The following is a 24,611-nucleotide window of genomic DNA, read 5'->3' on the forward strand; positions in this document are numbered from 1 at the left end:
TCTTTTATCATAAGATATGTAAGATCAATTATTAGGAGGTCGCAAAATGAAGTATGCGAAAACAAAAGAGGTTTTAAATCAGCTTGTAGCTGATTTGAGTCAAATGTCAATGGTTATTCACCAAACGCACTGGTATATGCGAGGTGAAGGTTTCTTAACACTACATCCAATGATGGACGATTTCATGGATGACGTTAATGATCAGCTCGATGTTGTTTCAGAACGCCTGATTACTTTAGATGGCGCGCCTTACTCCACCTTGCAAGAGATGGCCGATCATACAGAAATTACCGATGAGCCTGGGAACTGGGATCATAGTATGCAAGAGCGTCTAGCTATCCTAGTTAAAGATTATCGCTATTTGGCTGACCTTTATCAAAAAGGAATCGAGGTTTCAGGTGAAGAGGGTGATGACGCCACTCAAGATATCTTTATCGGGTTCAAGGCGGCGACTGAAAAACGAATCTGGATGATTCAAGCCCATTTAGGCAAAGCGCCTGAAATTGATGCTTAGATACTAAAATAATAGTTTTAAATCATAATGATAATATAACAGTCTGATAAGAGGAAATAGTTCTCTTGTTAGGCTGTTTTTTAGTTGAAGATTATGGATTATAGCTAAATAATAAATCTTCAAGAAAGTTCATATTAGTATTCCTGAGTAATGTGGGATAATTAATAGATGTAATAAGAAAGGAATTGCAACCATGAAAGAAATTGTTGCGGGAATCGTCGCTCATGTTGATGCTGGTAAAACCACACTATCAGAAGCAATGCTCTATCAATCAGGTGCTTTACGCAAGTTGGGACGTGTTGATAACGGGGATGCTTTTTTAGATCCAAATGACTTGGAAAAAAAGCGAGGCATTACCATTTTTTCACATCAAGCCAGTATGCAGTTTAACGAACTAAAACTAACATTGCTAGATACGCCGGGACATGTTGATTTTGCAGCACAAACTGAACAAGTTCTAAGTGTTCTGGATTATGCAATTTTAGTGATTTCAGCAACAGATGGCATCCAGGGTTATACACGAACATTGTGGGAACTGTTGGCGCATTATCAAGTGCCGACATTTATTTTCGTGAATAAATTGGATGCGCTTGGTGCTGATCAACAGCAAGTTTTAACTGAACTGCAAAATGAGCTATCAACCAATTGTGTAGCTCTAGATCTCGATTTGCAAAACGACGTTACAACGGGTGAGCTAACGGCTGAAACATACGAAGAAATAGCATTGTGTGACGAAAGTGCACTAGATGAATTAATGAACACTGGAAAAATATCTGACGAAAAGATTCAGCAACTAATTGCCCAACGTCAATTATTTCCAGTTTATTTTGGAGCTGCTTTAAAGTTAACTGGCGTTAGCAATCTATTGGCAGGTCTTGAACATTGGAGTAAAGACAAAGCGGCGAATGCTGATTTTGCAGCACGAGTTTTTAAAATCTCGCATACTGATAAAGGTGAACGTTTAACTTGGCTACGGGTTATGGGTGGCACGTTGCGAAATAAGACTGTACTACTGGATGAACAAAAGGTTAATGAGATTCGTATTTATAATGGTGTTAAATTTACTTCAGTTCCAGAAATTCGTGCTGGTGAAGTTGCGGCAGTTACTGGGCTTACTGCAACTTATCCTGGCCAAGGTCTAGGCGCGCTGGTCGATAATAGTCATCCTGTGATTCAGCCAGTGTTGAATTATGCCTTAGAACCACAGGAAGAAGATATTCAGGCTTGCCTTGAAGCACTGCAACAATTAGAAGATGAAGATCCGCAATTACATGTAACTTGGTCGAAGAATTTACAAGAAGTTCATGTGCAAATTATGGGCCAAGTTCAACTGGAAATTTTGCGACAGCTATTATTAGATCGTTATCAACTTAATGTTAGTTTTGGAAAGGGTCATGTGCTCTATAAAGAAACAATTACGGCTCAAGTTGAGGGTGTGGGTCACTTTGAACCATTGCGCCATTATTCGGAGGTTCATTTATTAATGACGCCAGCACCAGCTAATAGTGGCTTACAGTTCGCAACAGAATGTTCGCTAGAAATGCTAAGCAAAAATTGGCAACATCAAATTTTAACCAGTTTACAAGCTAAGGAACATCTAGGCGTATTGATTGGTGCGCCAATTACAGATATGAAAATAACACTTATTTCCGGCCGTGCTAGCAATGTTCATACGGTTGGCGGTGATTTTCGTGAGGCAACTTGGCGAGCAGTGCGTCAAGGATTAATGATGTTAAAAGCGACAAACCAATGTCAATTGCTAGAACCGTGGTATCGTTTCCGCTTAACAATTGATCAAAGTCAAGTCGGTCGTGCTATGAACGATATTCAACGCATGCATGGTGAGTTAGATTTATCGACCAGCGAAATGCGGACTAAACAAGCATCAACAATGACGACGTTAACTGGAACAGCTCCAGTTGAACAAATGCAGGCATATGCGCAAGACGTTCAGGCTTATACCCACGGACTGGGACAACTGGAATGCTTTGTAGAGGGCTATCGGCCGTGCCACAATGCTGATGAAGCAATCGAGCTGGCGCAATATGATCCAGTAACAGATTTAGATAATGTGCCGGGTTCTGTTTTTTGCGCTCATGGTGCCGGTTATCCAGTGCAGTGGGATCAGGTTCCCCAAGCCGCTCATGTGCCTTACACATATTCTCATAAATAACTACTTAAACTAACATAAAAATCTTTTGATTAAAATCTTATTACCTTTAATAGCAACGTTTAGAATAAAGTTGTATAATAATTTTATTCTAATAAAAGTAGGGGTAAAAGTATGGCTGAATTTACGCATTTTTATGAAACTTTCCAACCATCGCATTATAATCTTTACATCGATATTAATCGCGAGACGAAATTAATTAGTGGTCTAAGCACTATTATTGGTGAAGCAAAGACAACTGAAATTGCTATTCATCAAAAATATTTGACGATCAATTCAGTAAAAGTTGCTGATCAGGATGTTCCTTTTACAGTAAATAATGATCAGGATGCCATTAAGATTACTTTGCCAACGACTGGTGAGATAACAGTGGCTATTGACTATACGGCGCCATTAACAGATACGATGATGGGAATTTATCCATCATATTATGAATTAGATGGTGTTAAAAAGCAGTTAATCGGAACGCAATTTGAAACTAATGCTGCTCGTCAGGCTTTTCCATGTGTGGATGAACCTGAAGCAAAAGCGACTTTTGATGTGGCCATTAAGTTTGATGAACACGAAGGTGAAACTGTTTTAGGCAATATGCCTGAGATCAAGACAGAAAACGGCGTTCATTATTTTGACACAACTGTGCGAATGTCGACCTATTTGATTGCCTTTGCTTTTGGTGACATGCAGGCCAAAGAGACAACAACAAAGAGCGGTGTCAAAGTTGGTGTTTTTGCAACTAAAGCTCATAAGGCTAACGAATTAGATTTTGCTCTGGACATTGCGAAACGTTCCATTGAATTCTATGAAGATTTCTATCAAACGCCATATCCGTTGCCACATTCTTGGCAATTAGCGCTTCCCGATTTTTCTGCTGGTGCGATGGAAAACTGGGGCTTAGTAACTTATCGTGAGGCTTATTTATTGATTGATCCTGATAACACGTCATTAGATACTAAGCAAGTTGTCGCCACTGTCATTGCTCATGAATTAGCTCACCAATGGTTCGGCGATTTAGTTACGATGAAGTGGTGGGATGATCTATGGTTGAACGAAAGTTTTGCCAACATGATGGAATATGTTGCAGTTGATGCTTTAGAACCTGACTGGCATATTTGGGAAGTTTTCCAAACTTCTGAAGCAGCGGCAGCATTACAACGCGATGCAACCGATGGTGTTCAATCTGTCCATGTTCAAGTCGAAGATCCCGCAGAGATTGATTCACTTTTTGATGGCGCGATTGTGTATGCTAAGGGTGCGCGTCTGTTAGTTATGGTTCGTGCTTTAATTGGCGATGAAGCTTTACGCCAAGGTTTGAAAAATTACTTTATGGCGCATCAATACGGCAACGCCACTGGGGCCGATTTATGGTCCGCTTTAGGCGAGGCTGCTCATCTTGATGTAGGGGCAATTATGAACTCATGGTTGGAGCAACCTGGGTATCCAGTTGTCACTGTTGCTGTGGTTGATGGACAATTAACCTTATCTCAAGATCAATTCTTTATTGGTGAAGGTCAGGATATTGGTCGTCAATGGCAGATTCCATTGAACAGCAATTATGCGATTGCCCCACAAATTTTCTCAGATAAAACGATTGTATTAGGTGACTACCACCAATTACGTCAAGAAAATGGCATGCCATTCCGTGTTAATGTTGGTAATGACTCACACTTTATCGTGAAATATGATGCTGATCTAATGCACGATATTTTACAACACGCTGATGAATTAACAGCTATTGATCAATTACAAATTTTACAAGATCAACGTTTATTAGCCGAAGGTCGCCAAGTTAGCTATGCTAGCGTCGTGCCGTTGTTGTTACGTTTTGCAGATAATCAATCGAATATTGTTAATGCGGCGTTATATCGATTGGCTAATGATCTGAAGAAGTTTGTTGAACCGGATTCCGCTGAAGAAAAAGCGTTGAAAGCATTCTTTAACAAGTTAAGTGTTAACCAAATTGCCCGTTTAGGGTGGTTACCAAAAACTGGTGAATCTAATGATGACCAGCTAACACGACCATATATTTTAGCGGCAACACTTTATGCTGAGAATCCTGATTCAATTGCTGCTGCTCACCAATTGTTTGTGGATAATCAAAATAGTTTAGAGACTTTACCAGCTGATATTCGGCCATATATTTTGCGCAATGAAGTACAACACTTTGGCAATGCTGAGTTGTTTACGCAACTATTAACCGCTTATCGAACAGCAACGGACAGTAGTTATAAAGCTGGTTTAAGCGCAGCTATTACCAGTACAAGTGATCAAACTCAGATTGCTGACTTAATTGAAAAATTTGAAGATGCTGATACGATTAAGCCGCAAGATTTACGTGGTTGGTTCCGTTATGTTTTAGCCAACAAAGATGCCCAACAAGCAGCCTGGGACTGGATTCGTGATCAATGGGGTTGGCTTGAGGAAACTGTTGGTGGTGATATGGAATTCACGACTTATATCACAGTAATCGCAGGAATTTTCCATACGCCACAACGATTAGCTGAGTTCAAAGCATTCTTTGAACCCAAACTTGAGGCGCCAGGTTTAACGCGTGAAATTACCATGGATACTAAGGTGATCGAGACGCGTGTTAACTTAGTTGAAAGCGAAAAAGGTGAAGTCAATGCGGCGATTGCTAAATTAAGTTAATCTATTTTTGATTAGAATGGAGTTCGAGGCGTAATAATGCTTCGAACTCTTTCTATTATTTTGATGAACAAAATTTATCTAGACGAATTTTTAATAATTTGATCACAGATACTAATAAAAATCTAATAAAAGTTCTATAATAATAGAGAACGATAATCCCAAGGAGGACAATTATGGCAGAAATGACGCATTTTTATGAACTATTTAAGCCTGAACACTATGATTTGAAGATTAATATTAATCGCACTAAGAAATTAATTACGGGAACATCAACGATTACTGGTAATGCCACTCAAGCAAAAGTTGCAGTTCATCAAAAATTTATGACAATTGAAGCTGTTAAGGTTGCCGATCAAGAGGTACCTTTTGAGCTTAATGATGATGCCGATGCAATTTGGATTGATTTACCAAAAAGCGGTGACGTTACAATGACGATCACTTATTCAGCACCGTTAACAGATACCATGATGGGCATCTACCCATCTTATTACGAACTTAACGGTGAAAAACAAGAAATTATTGGTACGCAATTTGAAGCTGCTGCTGCCCGTCAAGCTTTTCCATGTATTGACGAACCAGAAGCTAAAGCAACTTTTGATTTGGCAATTAAATATGATGAAAAACCTGGCGAAACGATTTTAGCTAATATGCCAGAAAATCGTTTTGAAGATGGCTATCATTATTTTGATACGACTATGCGTATGTCAACTTACTTAATTGCCTTTGCCTTTGGTGACTTACAAAGCAAGCAAACTGAAACTAAGAGTGGTGTTAAGATCGGCGTTTTCACTACTAAGGCACACGCCATGAACGAATTGGATTTCCCATTAGATATTGCTAAACGGGCAATTGAATTCTTTGAAGATTTTTATCAAACACCATATCCGCTGCCACATTCATGGCAACTAGCACTACCAGACTTTTCTGCTGGTGCGATGGAAAACTGGGGCTTAGTAACTTATCGTGAATCTTATTTACTGTTTGATCCTGATAATGCTTCAATGTCAACTAAGCAACATGTGGCCACTACTGTTACCCATGAACTTGCACACCAATGGTTTGGTGATTTAGTCACGATGAAGTGGTGGGATGATCTTTGGTTAAATGAAAGTTTTGCCAATATGATGGAATATGTGGCCGTTGATGCATTAGAACCAACTTGGCATGCTTGGGAAACTTTCCAAACACTTGAAGTACCACGGGCATTGCAACGTGATGCGACTGATGGTGTTCAATCTGTCCATGTTCATGTAGAAAATCCAGCAGAAATTGCCGCTATTTTTGATAGCGCAATTGTTTATGCAAAGGGTTCACGGATGTTAGTTATGGTGCGTTCATTAATTGGCGATGATGCTTTACGTAAGGGTCTGAAGAATTATTTTGCTAAACATCATTACGGTAATGCAACTGGTGCTGATTTATGGCAAGCATTAGAAGATGTCTCTGGACAAAAAATTGGCTCAATTATGGATTCATGGTTGGAACAACCTGGTTATCCAGTTGTGACTGCTGCTGTTGTTGACGGTCAATTAACCTTGAGTCAAAAACAATTCTTTATCGGTGAGGGTAAAGATGAAGGTCGTTTGTGGCAAATTCCTTTACAAGGCAACTATGAAGAAACACCAACAATTATGAATGAAGCAACTATTCAATTAGGTGATTACCAAACACTACGTCAAAATAATAGCAAAGCTTTCCGTTTAAATGTTGGTAACAACTCACACTTCATCGTGAAATATGATGATACTTTGATGGCTGACTTGTTAAGTGAGGTAGATTCTTACGATGCCATTTCGCAATTACAAATTATCCAAGATATGCGTTTATTAGCGGAAGGCCGGCAAATTTCCTTTGCAGAGGTATTACCGTTATTACGTCGTTTTGCTAATAGCCAATCTGCCATTGTTATCTCTGGCTTGTATCGTTTGGCAAATGATCTACAACAATTTGTCAGTGCCGATAGTACAGAAGAAAAGAACTTGCAAACATTCTTTGGCGAATTAAGTGCTGAACAGGTTGAACGTTTAGGCTTTGCTAATCGTGCCAGTGATACAGCTGATGATTTAGTAATTCGTCCAGAAGTATTGAAGGCTGCTTTGTATGCTCAAAATAAAGCTGCACTCGCCGGTGTTCATGAGTTGTTTGTAGCCAATCAAGCTAATTTAGCTGCTTTACCAGCGGAAGTTCGGGCGTTAGTTTTAACAAATGAAGTGAAGAACTTTGGTAATGCTGAACTATTTGACCAATTATTGACAACTTACGCTAAATCTAGCGATGCTAGCTTTAAGGCAGATATCCAAGTAGCATTAACAAGTACAACTGATGAGCAATTCATCGGTCAAATTATTGTTGCTTTAGAAAATGCCGATATCATTAAGCCGCAAGATTTACGTGCTTGGGTGCCAGCATTGCTCAATAATGATGCTAGTCAACAAGCAACTTGGGATTGGTTACAAAGTGATTGGAGCTGGCTCGAAAAGACTGTCGGTGGCGGCATGGGCTTTACAACCTATGTTAATGCTGTTGGTCAAGCCTTTAAGACACAAGCTCGGTTAGTTGAATATCAACAATTCTTTGGCCCTAAGATTAACACGCCTGGTTTAACGCGTGAGATTTTAATGGATAAGAAAGTCATTGAAGCACAAGTTGATTTAATTGAAAGTGAAAAAGCTGCAGTTAATACAGCCGTAGCAAAAGAGCTTTAATAGCATAATAAAAAGGACCTGGGATTATCCCAAGTCCTTTTTATATGTTGTCATTTAGTCAGTTATTGGCTGATCAATAATTTGTTGATTTTGATCGAGTAAGTTACGTACTTCATCTGTTGATTTCGTCTCCATTAATTGGGCGCGCAAATCAGCTGAATGAGGAATACGTTTCACATAAATTTTGAAGAATCGTTTCAGCGATGGGAAGCGTGGTGAATCATAGCGGGTAGCAAAATCATCGAATAAATCTAATTGCAGCCGTAATAGATTAACTAATTCTGCCGGCGTATGTTGATGAGGATGTTCTTCAAAAGCAAATGGATTGTTGAAGATGCCGCGGCCAATCATGACGCCATCAACGCCAGGGTGTTCGGCAGCCAGTTGATTAGCAGCATCGCGGTCGCTGACATCGCCGTTAATGGCTAACAAGGTATTTGGTGCAATTTCATCACGCATTTTAACTAATTCGTCAATGAATTCATAATGTGCAGGAACTTTACTCATTTCCTGGCGGGTTCGAACATGGACAGTTAGAACTTGAACATCTTGTTGTAATAAGAAAGGAATCCAAGTTTTAAATTCGCTGGTTTCACTATAACCTAAACGCGTTTTTACGCTAACAGGTAGACCAGCCTCTTTAGTTGCCGCAATGACTGCTGCAGCATCATCGGGATGGCGAATAAGATCACTTCCACCGTGATTTTTAATAACGGTAGCGTCTGGGCAGCCCATATTGATATCAATTGCTGGATATCCCATATCTTTAACAGCAAAAGCAGCTTTGCGGAAAGCTTCGGCTTGATTACCCCACAGTTGAATCACTGGTTTTATTTTTTCTTGATCAGAAATATAAAGACGTCCTTGCGCTGAAAATTTAGCAAGTGGGTGAGTGACGCTTAAGGCGTTAACAAATTCAGTATTAATAATATCAGGTGCGGCGGCAGTTTCAACAACTTGGCGAAAGACAGCATTAGTGACAGCTTCCATTGGTGCGAGGCTTAAAAATGGTCGCTGTTCTTGGTGGGCCTTGTCGGCAATTGCCTGCCAATATGGAGATAATTCCACGGTAAAAAACTCCTTACTAATTAAAAGTCATCAATCAATTTTAACACGAAAGTAAGGTTGGGCAAGTAAGGCGACTTTTTAAAGTCGGGGTTAATTAATCTAGCTGATTGTCATAACCAGTGACGTGCTCAACAATAGTTTGAATACCTTCCATCAGAGGGCTATTAGCATCAATTCCAGTTTCGGCAAATTTATCGGTCCACCATTGTTGACGAATATGGCGTAGTTGGGGCATTAAACTGCGGCCTAAGTCGGTTAAATTGATCGTAACAGATTTACCTTTGCCATTACCCTTATCTAAATAATTCAGTTTTTGCATTCGATTAATTTCGCGTGCGGTTAAACTTTTATCAATAACTAACCGCTCAGAAATTTCTTGTTGATTAATATTAGGATGATCGTTAACTGTTAATAGAATACAAGTTGCGGTTGGATTTAAGTCTAATTTTTTGAAATCATTGCCAGTATCCTTGTAATATTGACGATGTAGTATTGAAATGTCTTGAGCAAGGTTGCCTAGATTATCCATATAAAAAGCCTCCACGAAATAGTCACTTATCTTAAAGACGTGTTCTTAAAAATAACTACCAATAGCGTAACGTATTTTAGTTGACAATTCAACATACACGCGATATTCTGTTTTTAAGTTGATAATTCAACATGACAATGCAACATATAAAATTTTAACGTATTATCTACGGATTTGGGGGATTTTTCATGACAGAAATGAACGGCGCAAAAGCCATTACACAATCATTAATTAATCATGATGTTCAATATGTATTTGGTATTCCTGGTGCTAAAGTTGATCAACTATTCGATGATTTACAATATAGTAAAGATCCTAAGACACCTAAATTAATTATTGCGCGTCACGAACAAAACGCAGCTTTTATGGCTAGCGGTATTGGTCGATTAACTGGTAAACCAGGAATTGTAGCTGTCACTTCTGGACCAGGCGTGACGAATTTAGCAACCGGACTTGTAACAGCAACTGCAGAAAATGATCCAATTGTAGCCATTGGTGGTCAAGTTAAGCGCGATGATTTAGCGCGTCTAACACATCAGAGTATTGCCAGCACGGCATTAATGGCACCAACAACTAAATTTACGGCTGAAATTCAAGATGCTAATAATTTATCTGAGGCATTTTCCAATGCTTATCAAATTTCAATGCAAGCCAAAAAAGGCGCTACTTTCTTATCGGTTCCACAAAATGTTTTGAGTGATACTGTAACCAGACCGGTGATGAAAGCACCTAAGCCAGTTCGCCAAGGTATTCCTGATCCAATAGATTTGAAAAAATTAGCCGACGCAATTCGCTCTGCCAAATTACCGGTTATTTTAACCGGAATGCGGGCGTCTGATGATGAAACTGCTGCTGGCATTCGTCACTTCCTAAAGAAAGTACCATTACCAGTTGTTGAAACTTATCAAAGTGCAGGCGTTATTTCTCATGATTTAGAAGATTCTTATTTTGGTCGAGTAGGTTTATTCCGTAACCAACCAGGTGATTTACTTTTGAAGAAGAGTGACTTGGTGATTGCAGTTGGCTATGATCCGATCGAATATGAAGCACGGAACTGGAATCATGATCGTAAGGGACAAATTATTAATTTGGATAGCGTCTTGCCAGAATTGACGGCTGATTACCAACCTGATTTGATTTTGCAAGGTAATATTGCGGCTTCACTAGAAGCAGTTAGCGATGCCTTTGCTTTAGGATTTACACTTTCCGCTGAAACAAACACATATTTAGATAGTTTACGTCATAAGCTTGAAAAGCGCGATGTACCACCAGTATCAGATAATAAAGATTTGGTTCATCCATTAAGTATTGTTCAAGAGCTACAAAAACGAGTTGATGATTCGATGACTGTAACCGTTGATGTCGGTAGTCATTATATTTGGATGGCGCGTCATTTTCGTAGCTATGAACCACGTCATTTGCTGTTTAGTAACGGGATGCAGACACTTGGTGTAGCGTTACCTTGGGCTATTTCAGCGGCATTGGTTCGACCCAATACTCAGATTGTATCTGTTTCTGGTGATGGTGGTTTCTTGTTCTCCGGTCAAGAATTAGAGACAGCTGTTCGCGAGCACTTAAATATTGTGCATTTAATTTGGGATGACGGTTATTATGATATGGTCCGTTTCCAAGAAAAAGCTAAATATGGTCGTGAATCTGGTGTTAAATTTGGCCCGGTTGATTTTGCTAAATATGCTGAAAGTTTTGGCGCAACTGGTTTACGAGTTGATCGCGATCATTCACTGAGCGAAGTTTTAGATCAAGCTTTTGCAACGGATGGTCCAGTGGTTGTTGATATTCCGGTTGATTATGCTGATAATGCTGAATTAGCTAAAGAAATGTTACCTGATAAGTTTAATTAAGGTTAATCAAGGAGTGATAAATGTGAAGGATCAACATGTTTTATATCAACACAGTACCTTAGCAACATTAGTTCCAGGTCTATTAAAGGGTACTTTGACGATGAAAGAACTGTTACAGCATGGCGATACCGGTATTGGAACTGGCGAAGGGTTAGACGGTGAACTAATAATTTTAGACGGTCAGCCTTATCAAGTTCGCAGTACAGGTGAGGTTAATCTCGTGGCCGCTGATTTTAAGCTTCCTTTTGCCAATGCGCACTTTGCCCACTTTGAACCATTAATGACGGTTAAAAATTTAACAGGTGTTCAATTAGAAAAGCGAGTTTTCGCGGCGACACATTATCAAAATATTTTTTTCGCACTGAAAGTTAGCGGTCACTTCAAACAAATTAAAACTCGAGCAGTGGCTAAATCAGAACCGCCTTATCCAACTTTATTAGCAACGGCTCAGGCACAACAAGTTTTCAACGCTGATGGTATTGCAGGAACTTTAATTAGTTATTATGCGCCGCAGTTATTCAATGGTGTTGCCGTTGGTGGCTACCATAGCCATTTTTTGGCAGCTAACCACGATTTTGGTGGTCATGTGTTGAATTACACCGTCGATAGTGCAGACGTGCAAATACAAGCTTTTACGAGCTTAGAACAACATTTTCCAGTGGATGATCCAGATTTTATGGCTCATGATTTTGCGGCTGATAATATTGCTGACGATATTGAGCAATCAGAAAAATAATTTTTCACTGGGGAAATGTGTTGGCTTTAATAACTTATTAAAGCCATTTAAAGAGCATCAACAAAATATTTTTTGTTGATGCTCTTTTTATCCGCACAAGTCTATTTTTTTTGATACACTTTGAGTTAGAAATATATCGTTTAATTTAATATAGAATAAAAAGTGAGGGTTGTGCGGTGAGAGATGCGCGAACAATGGTAGCAGAAATGGCATCGGAACGAAACCGGCTGGTCATTGATACTTGTCTATTAGCCGGTCGGATTATGATTGAGAGTGGTTCGGAAATGTACCGTGTTGAAGATACTATTACCAGGATTGCGCGCAATGCTGGTATTGATAATAGTGTTGTTTATACAACGCCGACTGGTTTATTCTTCAGTATTAAAGGAGCGGCAGTATCAGAATTGCGGCAGATTACTTCCCGCACAATTAATCTGGAAAAAGTTCAGCAAGTGAACACGTTGTCGCGTCAATTTGCCGACAAAAAAATTAGTCTACGAAAATTACATGATACACTTGAACATATTGATCAAAACACTCTTTCTTTTCCAATATGGCTACAATGGATAGCTGCTATGGTAGTTAGTGCGATGATGATGATTCTTTTTGTTGGTGTGTATGATTGGGCTGATTTCGTGATTACAGGAATTATTGGTGGTTGCGGCTTCTTAGCTAATTATTATATTAATATTTGGACGCGGGTTAAATTTTTGAGTGAGTTGATCGCATCGCTAATTGTGGGCACTTTGGCCGTGTTGGCTGTTCGCTTTCATCTCGGATTAGACATGAACAATGTTCTAATCGGGGGAATTATGCCTTTAGTTCCAGGTGTGCCGTTGACAAATTCGTTACGTGATATGTTTGCTGGACATTTGCTAACAGGCTCGATGCGAGCGCTGGAAGCGATTTTAACAGCTTGTGCAATTGGTGCGGGAATTGGTTTAGTCTTTCGGATTTTCTTTTAGGTGAAAATATGACAATTTGGATGGAATTGGTGGTACAAACCGCCTTTAGTTATATAGGAACAATTGCTTTTGCAATTATGATTAATATTCCTCGTCGAGCATTAAATGCTTGTGGTATCTGTGGAATGATGGGATGGCTGACTTTCTGGCTGTTGTATCGTGTCGGGAGTGGGCGCATGGTTGCTAACGTGCTGGGATCGTTAATTTTAGGAATTATGGGATTATATTTTGCTCGCAAGAAAAAAATGCCGGCTATCTTATTTAATATTCCAGGAATTGTACCGCTAGTCCCTGGTGCAACAGCTTATCAAGCAGTTTATGAGATGGTCTTGGGCAGTGTCAATAAGGCTATCATTTACAGCGTTAGAATATTACTAGTAGCAGGCGGTATTGCGGTTGGCTTCATGTTGACATCACTTCTCAGCGAAATTATGACGAAGATTAGGCAGCATCGCATGACTATTAAATAGTTTTGAGTTGTGGTAAACTAAAAACATGCGATGAGTCGTATACCTCGTTTTACGAGATGAGTGGGATATCTTCTGCTATTAGCAGCTCGCCGGATATGCGAGTTGATATGTTTGGGGAATGTTGTGGAGCAGAACCCGAATGCTTGATCGATGATTAAGTATCACGCAAAAAGGCTAGAACATTATGTTCTAGCCTTTTTTGTGTGGTTTAAAAATAATTATTTATTGGTATTTAAGAAGTAGCGTTTTAATCGTTGAGCAGCCGGTTGTGGGGTGGTATTAGGTAAGACGACTTTTAAGTCACTGGTGAAAGTTTGCTTGAGATTTAAAAGTCGAGTGTGCTCGTTTAAAAATGGGGTGACACTTTTTTTAAACAATAAAGAGACTTGTTGGGCATCTTGGATAATTGAAATTAAGGTTTCAATATGGGTGCTAACAAAACGAACATTGGGTGTAAAACCGGCTTGTTGACATAGAGGTAAAACGGCGCTATGCAAGCCAGAATCTTCAGGCAGCATTACAAATTCAGCAGTACTTAGAGCTGCTAAATCAAGTGGGTCAGCTTGCCAACGTGAATTTGCTGGCACAACGGCAACTAATTCATCTGAAGTAATTAAAGCCTGCTGTTTAAAAGTGTTAATAGCTGGACTATCACGCACAATCGCGATGTCAGCTTGATTATGCTGTAATTTATCAAGGATGACATCATTTTCGCCTTCGTACAATTGTAAATCGATTTGTGGGTGATCTGCCATAAAACTTGCTAAGACGGCAGTCATATTATATTGAGCTAAAACGGGAACAGCCGCGATTTTAAGTGTACCACGCTCCAAGTTTTGAAATTCATTTACTGTGTTAAGTAATAATTGCTGTTGAGTAAGAATGGTTGCCGCATAATGTTGAATTTGTTTGCCAGCGTCGGTTAACTTAATACGCCGTCTATTTTCTCGATTAATTAATTGGAGATTCAATTCTTTTTCTAAATTAATAATTTGTTTAGATAATGCTGATTGCGTGATATTTAATAAGACGGCCGCTTGAGAGAAGCTTTTCACTTCGGCAACTTTACTAAAAGCCGCTAATTGTTCGAAATTCATTTATTGACCTCCACGTGGAATAATCTATTCCTAATTGGCATAATACGCTACCTAGATAGAATTGTACCGCCTTAAATCGGCAACTACAATAAAGTTAACATGTTTGAACTGACTTTTGGTGGAGGTACTGTTATGAAAAAAATTATTGTCGGTATCACAGGCGCGTCAGGTACAACTTATGCCATTTCACTTTTAAAAGCATTACATGATTTGCCGGATATTGAAACGCATTTAGTCATGAGTAAATGGGCTGTGAAAAATTTAGAGTTGGAAACTGACTTAACTTTAACCCAAGTTAAAAATTTAGCCGACCAAATTTATAACATTAATGATCAAGGCGCAGCGATTGCCTCTGGTTCGTTTTTAACTACAGGGATGGTTATTCTACCGGCTAGTATGAAAACCATTGCTGGTGTTGCCTATGGCTTTGCCGATAACTTAATTGGTCGTGCTGCCGATGTTTGTTTAAAAGAACGTCGCAAATTAATCATTGTCCCTCGTGAATCTCCGTTGAGCACACTACATTTGGAAAATATGTTGAAATTATCGCAAATGGGCGTGGAAATTATCCCGCCGATTCCTGCCTTTTATAACCATCCGCAAACAATTGCCGACCTCGTTAATCACAACACGATGAAATTGTTAGATGCATTAGGCGTACGTAACGAATTCAGTCCTCGGTGGCAAGGTGATCAAAATGAGCGTTAACGAAATTAAAACTTTTGCAGTTAAGCAAGCTGGATTTGAAATTGTTGCCGAATTGCATCGGGCCAGTCAGGATATTACGATTTTATTTACTGGCGGTGATGTACCTCACTATGGGGTTGCCACGGTGGTTTCAGCTAACCAAGTACTTCAGAGTTATCGATTTGCTAGCCGGCCAGGTCATCATCATGAGGAATATGTTTTAACCGAGCGTTTAGGTAAGATTATTCAACCAGCTTTACAGGGGAATGGCGTTATTATTGCTGGTGTGCATGTTAATGATATTACGTCAGAACAGATGCAAGCTACGTTTAAAATGACTGATGAATTAGGGCAACAAATAAAAAAATGGTTATTAACTCATCCAGTTGCCAAACCTCATGAAACCTTTGCTAAATAAAAAGACGTTACCAACTTGAATAGCTGGTAACGTCTTTTTGAACAATAATCATTCAGTGATTAGTTAATTTGTTCTGTTGGAATTACATTTTCATGCCCATTTTTTCGTAAGAATCCATTCCGGCCATCCACAAATCTTTAACATCAATACCACGTTCTTTGGCGAAGGCTTTGGCTAAAGTATCCATATCCATCAAATCATAAGTTTTAGGATGTTCAGGATCAAAGGCCTCGATTTGGGCCATCATGCCGCCATCTTCATGCTCAATAATATGACAGTGATACATGTAAACGCCAGGTAAATTGAACCAAACTTTAATCCGAACCGTTTCGCCGGGGTTAACGCCAACCGTGTCTTTGAAGCCATGCTCGTTAGGATAAGGCTCATGTCCGTTTCGTGATAGAACTAAAAATTGACAACCATGCATATGGAAGGGATGAACCATACCCCCGGTCATATCATTGGTATTGGTAATATCCCAAATTGCCACATCGCCGACTTTTTGTTTAGCATCGATCCGTTGCATGTCGAATTTTTTACCGTCTAGCATTACTTCCTCATCCATTCCAGACATGACGACTTTTTTAATTGGCAAATTAGGAGTGGGTTCAGGATTAGGAATATCAACTAAATGATCTGGAATAACGGTATTATCTGGTTGATAATCACCAATTCGGAAATGAACAATTGGCACATCGTCCGAATACAAAGTGACGACGTCGCCATTATGATAATTGCCAAAATCAACAATGATTTCAGCTCGCTCAGCACAGGTCAACATTAATTTTGTTAATTTAACTGGTGCTGGTAAAATGCCACCATCAGAAGCAATTTGGGTGAAAGTTAAATCATCACTAAAATGTAACCGCCATTCACGTCGATTGGCACCATCTAAAATACGTAGTCGTACTTTTTGGGTTGTGACATCGAAGTAAGGATTAACAGTGCCGTCGATTAAAGCCGTTGGTCCTTGAACGCCATCGGGATCATAATCGGCACGATAATCCCATTGATTATTTTCGTGAAAGCGGCGATCTTGAAGAACTAGCGGAATATCATCAACACCATAATGACGAGGGAATGGTAATTTAGCTTCAACGTCATCTTGGATAATAGTCATGGCAGCTAAACCATGCCAAACTTGCTCAGCAGTTGATGGACATGGGTGAGCATGTAACCAAGTTGTTGCCGCTGGCTGATCCAAAGTGAAGTCGATTTGTTTAGTTTCGCCTGGATAAACTGGTGCATGACAGCCACCGTCGACAATTGGACCAGAAACATTTAAGCCGTGCCAATGGAAAGTTGTTAATTCGGGTAATTCATTTTTTAAGGTGATATGAATGTGTTTGCCTTTTTTAAAAACGGGTGTTTTACCTAAGAGACTCGTATTATAACCCCAAGTTTTAGTTGGCAAACCGGGTAATAATTGGGTTTCACCAGCTTTAGCAACTAAAGTGTAATAAATATCAGTTTCAGTTTCGCGATCAGGCTTTAATAATGGCGGCACATTTAAACGTTGCTCAGGAACTTTCATTCGTTCCAATGGAACATAACCACCATCATGCGTATTATAAGCAGGTTCATCAAAGAAATAATCAGTGTAAACTTTTTCGGTTTCTTCAGACATTGTGATTCCTCCTATTATTAGCAAATACTTAGAATGATTCTAAATTGTCTGTGCCTCTTGATTATAACGCAAGAAATTTTAGATGGCAGGTTGAACGATTTTGAAAAATGAGGTTTTAATAATCAGTGCAATTTAGTCAGCTTTTGTTTCAAAGATCTGAATTAATTGTTGTTGTGTATCAGTTAATAAGGTTGAATTCCGATAAACCAACGAAATAACAAATTGCGGTAAGTGATCGTCTAATAGATCCAAGGCAACTAGCTCGTCGCGATCGGTAATGGCGGTTTCGGTTAATAAGCTGATGCCCATTCCTTGAGCAACTAAACGTTTTAATAATTCAACGTCGTTAGCCTGATAAACAATGGTTGGTGAAATGTGATGAGTTGCTGTTAATTGATCAAAAACTTGGTGATGAACGAAACCGTCACCTAAGACTAAGAAGGGTTCATTTTGCAAATCAGCAAAATGAACTTTTTTTCGTGCTGCCAAAGGAGCGTTTTTAGCAACAATAATTTTAAAGTCGTCTTGCGCCAAAACTTGTGATTGCAGTTGGGCTGTTTGAATGGGGGCTAGGGATCCTAGTAATGATAAATCTAATTGGCCTTTTTTTAATTGTTGAAGAAGATCGTTAGAGCCTGCTTCGACAGTTTTTAAGCCGGTTAATAATTGTTTATTAATCAGATGGTCAACAAATTTTAGAAAATAATAGTTGGCAATAATAGGCGGCAAACCAAATTTTGTAACTTTTTCGCGGGCGTTGGCCAAATCTAGTTTAGCAATATTTAATTCATTAATGACGACTTTAATATGGCGATCAAACTGTAAACCGCTGGGCGTTATGATGATTTGCTGATGAATATTGCGGTCAACAAGCGAAACAGCAAATTCTTCTTCTAGACGTTTAATAGCGTAAGAGATAGTAGGCTGACTAACTTGGAAATATTCAGCCACATTACTGTAACTTTTTAAGGCCACCAGTTTATCGAAGTAAATCATATCTTGTAGTTTCATTGCCAAACTCCTTTAAAAATAAAATAAAAAAATATTACCGCAGAAAAATTATTTATTGCCACATTGGTAAGAACCTTATTATAACGCATTTTTAAAACTCGTTATAAGTATTATTTATAACTACTGTTGCTTTTGACTATAAATATTTACGGGTTCTACAATGACCTTGCAAAATGAAATCAACAGATTAACCAAAATAAAATTGAGGAGATTATCAAAATGAAACAATCAGCTCAAGAAATTATTAATAACCCATTTTTGAATAAGGGAACGGCTTTTACTCAAGCAGAACGAGATAACTTAGGTTTAGCTGGCTTAGTACCAAGCTACATTCAAACAATTGATGAGCAAGCACAACAAGCTTATGCTCAATATCAAAGTAAAACATCAATGTTAGAACAACGTATCTTTTTAATGTCAATTTTCAATGAAAATCGCGTGCTATTCTACCATTTATTTGGTCAACATATTGCCGAATTCATGCCTGTTGTTTATGATCCAACAATTGCAGATACGATTGAAAATTACAGCGAACTTTTTGTACAATCACAAAATGCTGCCTTCTTATCAATTGATGAACCTGATAAAGTTGAATCAATTTTAAAGAATGCCGCTGGTGATCGTAAAATTCGTTTGATTGTTGTTACTGATGGTGAAGGAATTTTAGGCATTGGTGATTGGGGCGTTCAAGGTGTTGATATTTCAGTTGGTAAATTAATGGTTTACACAGCCGCTGCTGGAATTGATCCTAGTGAAGTGTTGCCTGTTTCACTTGACGTTGGGACAAATCGTCAAAGTCTATTAGACAATCCTTTATATTTAGGTAACCGTCATGAACGGGTTCGTGGTCAACGCTATGAAGAATTTGTTGATCAATTTGTTCGTTCTGCTGAAAAACTATTCCCTAATGTTTATTTGCATTTTGAAGATTTTGGTCGTAGTACAGCTGCTAAAATTCTTAAGAAGTATCAACAAGATAATGTTGTTTTCAACGACGATATTCAGGGTACAGGTATTATTGTGCTTGCTTCTGTCCTAGGTGCCTTAAACATTTCTAAACAAAAAATTACTGATCAAGTTTATCTTTGCTTTGGTGCTGGTAGCGCTGGTGCTGGTATTACTTCGCGCGTAATGGCAGAAATGATGCAAGCTGGTTTATCTGAAGAAGAAGCACGTTCACATTTTTATATGGTTGATAAACAAGGTCTCTTGTTTGATGATATGACTGATTTAACGCCTGAACAAAAACCATTTGCACGCAAACGAAGCGAATTTGCCAATGCCAATGAATTAACTAATCTTGAGGCTGTTGTCAAAGCTATTCATCCAACTATTCTGGTTGGTACATCAACTCAACCAGGAACATTTACAGAAGAGATTGTTAAAGAAATGGCAGCTCATACAGAGCGTCCAATTATTTTACCATTATCTAATCCAACGAAATTAGCTGAAGCTAAAGCTGCTGATTTAATTAAATGGACTGATGGTCGTGCGTTAGTTGCAACAGGTATTCCAACTGATCCTGTTGAATATAACGGCGTTACGTACGAAATTGGCCAGGCAAACAACGCACTTGTTTATCCAGGATTGGGCTTAGGTGTGATTGCTTCAACAGCTAAAGTGCTTAATGATCAAACCATTAGCAAGGCTGCTCATTCATTAGGCGGCATCGTTGATCCTGACCAACATGGCGCTGCTATTTTGCCACCAGTTTCTAAGCTAGATGCTTTCTCACAAACTGTTGCACAGGCTGTCGCTCAAGATGTTCTTGATCAAAATTTAAATCGCGAACCAATTGCGGATGCTAAGTTTGCGGTTGCCAATGAAAAATGGGTACCAGAATATTCAAACTTAGACTAAATTGATTTAAAAATAACGGATAATTAAAGGGGTATTATTATGACTGCGTTTTTAACTTCATTATCAAGCGTTGGCGAGATTGTCTTAGTCATCGCATTAGGTTACTGGTTACGGACTTCCGGCAAGTTGGATGAAAAATTTAAAGGTAGTATTTCATATTTAATTATGAACATTGCTTTGCCAGCTTCAATCTTCACATCAGTTTTGGAAAACTTAACTCGGGGTAAATTATTTAGTTTAGCTTCTGGTTTGGAATATACGTTTACTAGCTTCTTATTAGGTTATGTTATTGCTATTCTGGCTGCAAAATTACTTAAAATTCGCCCTGGTCGTCGCGGCACGTTCATCAACATGTTCGTTAACGCTAATACAATATTTATTGGCTTACCATTAAATATTGCGATGTTTGGTAAGGTTAGTATGCCTTATTTCTTGATTTACTACGTGATGAACACCATTTCAACTTGGGCAATTGGGGTCTTCTTTATTTCTAATGATGATCCAACAGTTGCTAAGGGTGAAAAGAAGGGTAAAAAAGAATTTAACTGGAAAAAACTTTTACCAGCACCATTGATGGGCTTCTTAGTTGCTTTAGTTTGGTTACTGTTGGATTTACCATTCCCAGCATTCTTCCAAAGTACGTTCTCAATGGTAGGCAGTATCGTTACGCCAATGTCACTAATCTATATTGGTATTGTCTTAGCTGATGCTGGATTAAAGTCAATTCACTTTGATAAAGATACAATTGGGGCGTTGGCTGGCCGTTTTGTGATTGCACCAATTATTATGATTTGTGTGATGTTAGCTTTTAAGAATATGGGCCAATCAATTCCAGCGCTAGAACAAAACACCTTGATTATTCAATCTGCTGCACCTGGCTTAGCCGTTTTACCAATTTTGGTTGGCCAAGCACATGGTGATGTCGAATATGCGACTAATGTGGTTACAACAAGTACTATTCTATTCGTTATTGTAATGCCAATTTTGATGCAAATCATTCAATTCATCTAATTGATTTTTAACGCATTTTATAGCGATTGATTTAATGAACAAGCTGAATTAAAAACTAAAAAAAGAGCAACAACTTAACCACGTTAATCAAGTGGTTAAGTTGTTGCTCTTTTCAATTAGGCGCGGGTTTTATCACCAGGCAATAATTCGTGAGTGGGAATGTTACGAAAAGGATCTTGATGCCGATAGCGAGGGATGATGTGCAAATGACAGTGCATGATGGCTTGCCCACCAGCAGGATTAATATTAACGTCAAGGTTATAGCCATCAGGATGATATTTACGATCAATAAAATCCTTAGCAGCAATGACGAGCGCGTACATGTCTGCCATCACGTCTTTAGGAACATCAAAGAAAGTCGGATAGTGTTGTTTACAAATAACTAAGGCATGTCCTTTTGAAACAGGGCGTGTATCAAAAAGCAAACCAGCAGATTTGTTTTCAAGTAAATAATGGCGATTTTCAGGTTGACAGAAGGTACAATTTGGATCAAGCAAATAGTTCACCTCAAATGGTTTAATTCAAAATTAAGTCAGAAAATTTCTTTTCCGTTTAGCAGGAATGTTTATAATTACCAAGTAAGCCTGTATAATTAATTTATGAACATGGTAATTAAGCGAAGGGGAGGTTGCAATGAAGGATGAAGATAAGTTAGTGATACAAGCTGGTTTTACTGCGGATGGCCGATTATGGATTGACCGTAACCCTGAGGCTGATTCAGAGATGTTAGCGAATATTGCACGGGCGCTTGTCCATCTCATTGCCCCAGACCTAAATAAAGAGCAGGCGGAAAATCTTTTTAACAGCCTACTTTTAGAACTAGCGTTACCCATGAACGAGGTTGAAAATGATCATGATGCAGTTATGAAAGAGTTGTTTCAATCCGATAATAAAACCAAACCTGTTAAAGATAATGTCATTCAATTTAAACCACCAACTAAATAATGTGTCATAGCAGCGTAAGAGAATTATTAATGATTCCCTTACGCTTTTTTGTCTATTGGTGCAGTCCTTGTTTATGTTGATGGATCATTGCCTCATAATAGCGATGAAACCAACTGGAGAGCACTTCTTCAGAAACATTAAATTCTTTAGTTGCCTGTCTAGAAAACTCTTTCCAAGCAGCTTCACGGCCCGCTTCATCATCTTTAGGTAGATGGCGGATTTTATTCATGTACGCCCGTACCATTCGACTATATCGCATCTTGTCGCGGTCAGACATATTAATGAATTGTTTACGACCAGCAGCAGACATTTGTCCCACATCATTTAACTCTTCGCGTTCGCGGGCATTAGCTAAGAATGAACGAATGGGAATAATGATATACATGACCATTGCAACTCGTGGTGCAAAATAACCTAAGATAATTAACGCTACAATAATAATATAGATCAAACCACCGTTGCGGTTGCCGTAAATATTGTTGTAAACACGATGCAGATCTTCATGAGATTGATATTCATTTTTGATAACACCATTAGCTAAGCGGTGAAAAACAATCGTAATTAGTAAGTACAAGATACCGTAGAGCATAACTGTCGAACGAATGGGATCAGTACTCATCAACCGTGTAAAAGTCGGTACTAAAGATAGCAACATCAAAAACATTAAGTCCATGACGACATCACGATTAGTGACATGGTCAACTTCTTCAAAAGTAATGGCGTGCTGATACCATAAATTAGCAACGAAACAAAAACTGACAATATAGATTCCAACTGAACGAAAGAGTTGCACGTAATCAACAGTGCCATTAACGACATGAATCGGCAATTCTAACACAATGATGGTAATGATAATCGCAATAATGGCATCACTAAATGCATCCAAGCGTTTTTTTAATTTCTTCATAAAAATAATCCCCCAAGTAATCATGGTCAGAACCATCATAGCAGAAAATGGAGGAAATTAAATAACAAAGACCCAATAAAGTGCTGTTGATTAACCTCTAAATAATTGGGTGAGCCAAAAGCCAATTATTGAAATTAAGGCAATGATGACCCACCAATAACGGGCGAAGAAATCCCAACCGGTCAGACCTGTTTTCTCCGGATTTTTTTCAATTGTTGAACTGGAAACTTAACCAAGTACCAATTCGTCGAGACTAACATTGAGGATGGTGGCTAGTGCGACTAACTTTTCTAAGTCAGGCGTACCATCGCCATTTTCCCACTTAGAAACAGCTTGCCGTGAAATAAATAGTTGATCCGCTAATTCTTCTTGCGATAAGTGTCGCTTGAATTTAAGTAAAAGTCGAGCAACATGTTTTTGATGAATGCACTTTTTAAACTATTAAGGCAACTTCTCGTAGCAATTTCAGCAACTGGTGTGATTAAATAGGGCTTAATAAAGCTGCGTCGTTATAACGATGATGAAATAAAAGCCAAGCTCAAAAATTGAGCTTGGCAAGTTTGTTAACTGTAAATATTGCGTGACTATTTAGAATTTTTCTGCAATTTGTTTAGCGTCAGTAATAGCAGCGCTCATGATTTCATCATGGCGCTCAGGGGCATAATCGATACCTTCAATTGCAATCTTTTGAACTGTAGTAACACCTAAGAAAGTGAGTAATCCAGAAATATATTGCGTTGCAAAATCATGGCCGGCATAATTACCACCAGCAGATTGAATATGGACAGCATTCTTACCTGTGGCTAAGCCAACTGGACCATGATCAGTATACTTAAATGTTTTACCAGCAACACAAATTGTATCTAACCAATTTTTAAGTTTTGAAGGAAGACCCAAATTCCATAATGGATTAGCAATAACGAGTTTATCAGTGTCGAGAAATTGTTGAGTCAACTCATTAATCCGGGCAATATCCTTTTGTTGGGCGTCGTTTCGTTTAATGATGAGAATTCCGCACCATTAGCTAAAGCACCCCAGCCATCGAGGATATCTTTATTAATTTCGGGAATGAAATCACGATAGAGATCAAGTTCGGTGATCTCATCATTAGAATTTTTGGCATGGTAAGTTTCCATAAATTCAGACAATACCTTAACCGTTTTTGATTTATCAGCCCCATAAGGATGGGCCTTAATAACTAATACTTTTGACACCATGAACCTCCATAGCTGTGAAATAACTAACAAAAATTTAAACATGTAAATAATAGCGCTATTAATAAAACAAAGCAATAGATTTCTTACTAATTGTAAGAAATGTTAATTTTTTTTAAATTGTTAAAATTCATCACAAAAAAATTAATCAGTAAAACCTATCTGTCAT

General features: G+C 38.6%; 20 protein-coding genes and 2 pseudogenes. 13 read left to right on the forward strand and 9 right to left on the reverse strand.

Features of this window, described 5'->3' with window-relative positions:
- Positions 1-46 precede the first annotated feature (46 nt).
- The 4 genes from FC84_RS05105 to FC84_RS05120 all read left to right on the forward strand — a co-directional run bounded on the left by FC84_RS05105 (position 47) and on the right by FC84_RS05120 (position 8,035).
- Entirely contained in the window at positions 47-514 is a 468-nt protein-coding gene (locus tag FC84_RS05105; protein WP_057756441.1) for a Dps family protein, read from the forward strand.
- 193 nt (positions 515-707) lie between these two features.
- Positions 708-2,687, forward strand: a complete 1,980-nt coding sequence (locus FC84_RS05110; RefSeq protein WP_057756444.1) for an elongation factor G — start codon at positions 708-710, stop codon at positions 2,685-2,687.
- Positions 2,688-2,798: 111 nt separating this feature from the next.
- Positions 2,799-5,330 (forward strand): M1 family metallopeptidase, encoded by a 2,532-nt coding sequence (locus FC84_RS05115; protein WP_057756447.1) that lies wholly within the window; start codon positions 2,799-2,801, stop codon positions 5,328-5,330.
- Between the two features lie 173 nt (positions 5,331-5,503).
- A complete protein-coding gene (locus tag FC84_RS05120) occupies positions 5,504-8,035 on the forward strand; it encodes a M1 family metallopeptidase (RefSeq protein WP_057756450.1) in 2,532 nt (843 codons plus the stop codon).
- A 54-nt stretch (positions 8,036-8,089) separates the two neighbouring features.
- Here the strand turns inward: FC84_RS05120 and FC84_RS05125 are convergent, their stop codons facing one another.
- The gene (locus tag FC84_RS05125; RefSeq protein WP_057756451.1) at positions 8,090-9,103 is read right to left on the reverse strand and encodes a tRNA dihydrouridine synthase; all 1,014 of its coding nucleotides are present in this window, start codon (positions 9,101-9,103) and stop codon (positions 8,090-8,092) included.
- A 94-nt stretch (positions 9,104-9,197) separates the two neighbouring features.
- Entirely contained in the window at positions 9,198-9,632 is a 435-nt protein-coding gene (locus FC84_RS05130) for a MarR family transcriptional regulator (RefSeq protein WP_057756454.1), read from the reverse strand.
- 188 nt (positions 9,633-9,820) lie between these two features.
- Here FC84_RS05130 and alsS point away from each other — a divergent pair, with 188 nt between their 5' ends.
- The 4 genes from alsS (at position 9,821) to FC84_RS05150 (ending at position 13,665) form a co-directional block, all read left to right on the forward strand.
- On the forward strand, positions 9,821-11,494 hold the full coding sequence (gene alsS / locus FC84_RS05135; RefSeq protein ID WP_057756457.1) for an acetolactate synthase AlsS: 1,674 nt from the start codon (positions 9,821-9,823) through the stop codon (positions 11,492-11,494).
- A gap of 22 nt (positions 11,495-11,516) precedes the next feature.
- Positions 11,517-12,230 carry an acetolactate decarboxylase gene (gene budA / locus FC84_RS05140; protein ID WP_057756460.1) on the forward strand — a complete coding sequence of 238 codons (714 nt, stop codon included), beginning with the start codon at positions 11,517-11,519 and terminating at the stop codon, positions 12,228-12,230.
- Positions 12,231-12,436: 206 nt separating this feature from the next.
- Positions 12,437-13,195, forward strand: coding sequence for a threonine/serine exporter family protein (locus tag FC84_RS05145; RefSeq protein ID WP_057756675.1), 759 nt, complete (start codon positions 12,437-12,439; stop codon positions 13,193-13,195).
- A gap of 8 nt (positions 13,196-13,203) precedes the next feature.
- Entirely contained in the window at positions 13,204-13,665 is a 462-nt protein-coding gene (locus FC84_RS05150) for a threonine/serine exporter family protein (RefSeq protein ID WP_057756463.1), read from the forward strand.
- A gap of 218 nt (positions 13,666-13,883) precedes the next feature.
- Here FC84_RS05150 and FC84_RS05155 read toward each other — a convergent pair whose 3' ends face one another.
- Entirely contained in the window at positions 13,884-14,762 is an 879-nt protein-coding gene (locus FC84_RS05155) for a LysR family transcriptional regulator (protein WP_057756465.1), read from the reverse strand.
- Between the two features lie 132 nt (positions 14,763-14,894).
- On the opposite strand from FC84_RS05155, the gene FC84_RS05160 reads away from it, so the two are divergent.
- Positions 14,895-15,470: a UbiX family flavin prenyltransferase gene (locus FC84_RS05160; protein WP_057756469.1), complete on the forward strand. Its 576-nt coding sequence runs from the start codon at positions 14,895-14,897 to the stop codon at positions 15,468-15,470.
- Positions 15,460-15,867, forward strand: a complete 408-nt coding sequence (gene lpdD, locus FC84_RS05165; RefSeq protein ID WP_057756472.1) for a prenylated flavin chaperone LpdD — start codon at positions 15,460-15,462, stop codon at positions 15,865-15,867. Before FC84_RS05160 ends, lpdD begins: the two co-directional genes overlap by 11 nt.
- Positions 15,868-15,949: 82 nt before the next feature.
- Here the strand turns inward: lpdD and FC84_RS05170 are convergent, their stop codons facing one another.
- On the reverse strand, positions 15,950-17,494 hold the full coding sequence (locus FC84_RS05170; RefSeq protein WP_057756475.1) for a multicopper oxidase family protein: 1,545 nt from the start codon (positions 17,492-17,494) through the stop codon (positions 15,950-15,952).
- Between the two features lie 132 nt (positions 17,495-17,626).
- Complete coding sequence (locus FC84_RS05175) at positions 17,627-18,505, reverse strand: LysR family transcriptional regulator (RefSeq protein ID WP_057756478.1); 879 nt, start codon at positions 18,503-18,505, stop codon at positions 17,627-17,629.
- A gap of 201 nt (positions 18,506-18,706) precedes the next feature.
- On the opposite strand from FC84_RS05175, the gene FC84_RS05180 reads away from it, so the two are divergent.
- The gene (locus tag FC84_RS05180) at positions 18,707-20,365 is read left to right on the forward strand and encodes a malolactic enzyme (RefSeq protein ID WP_225733104.1); all 1,659 of its coding nucleotides are present in this window, start codon (positions 18,707-18,709) and stop codon (positions 20,363-20,365) included.
- 39 nt (positions 20,366-20,404) lie between these two features.
- The gene (locus FC84_RS05185) at positions 20,405-21,376 is read left to right on the forward strand and encodes an AEC family transporter (protein WP_057756484.1); all 972 of its coding nucleotides are present in this window, start codon (positions 20,405-20,407) and stop codon (positions 21,374-21,376) included.
- Between the two features lie 116 nt (positions 21,377-21,492).
- On the opposite strand, the gene FC84_RS05190 is transcribed toward FC84_RS05185, so the two are convergent.
- A complete protein-coding gene (locus FC84_RS05190; protein WP_057756487.1) occupies positions 21,493-21,873 on the reverse strand; it encodes an HIT family protein in 381 nt (126 codons plus the stop codon).
- Between the two features lie 136 nt (positions 21,874-22,009).
- Here FC84_RS05190 and FC84_RS05195 point away from each other — a divergent pair, with 136 nt between their 5' ends.
- A complete protein-coding gene (locus FC84_RS05195; RefSeq protein ID WP_057756489.1) occupies positions 22,010-22,321 on the forward strand; it encodes a hypothetical protein in 312 nt (103 codons plus the stop codon).
- Between the two features lie 52 nt (positions 22,322-22,373).
- Here the strand turns inward: FC84_RS05195 and FC84_RS05200 are convergent, their stop codons facing one another.
- The 3 genes and pseudogenes from FC84_RS05200 to FC84_RS05205 form a co-directional block, all read right to left on the reverse strand.
- Positions 22,374-23,228: a TMEM175 family protein gene (locus FC84_RS05200; RefSeq protein WP_057756492.1), complete on the reverse strand. Its 855-nt coding sequence runs from the start codon at positions 23,226-23,228 to the stop codon at positions 22,374-22,376.
- A 231-nt stretch (positions 23,229-23,459) separates the two neighbouring features.
- Positions 23,460-23,654, reverse strand: a pseudogene (locus tag FC84_RS08900) (helix-turn-helix domain-containing protein); the annotation flags it as partial.
- Positions 23,655-23,816: 162 nt separating this feature from the next.
- Positions 23,817-24,442 (reverse strand): annotated as a pseudogene (locus tag FC84_RS05205) (FMN-dependent NADH-azoreductase).
- Positions 24,443-24,611: the final 169 nt, after the last annotated feature.

Origin of the sequence: Lapidilactobacillus dextrinicus DSM 20335, assembly GCF_001436095.1 — a bacterium.
Taxonomy (GTDB): domain Bacteria; phylum Bacillota; class Bacilli; order Lactobacillales; family Lactobacillaceae; genus Lapidilactobacillus; species Lapidilactobacillus dextrinicus.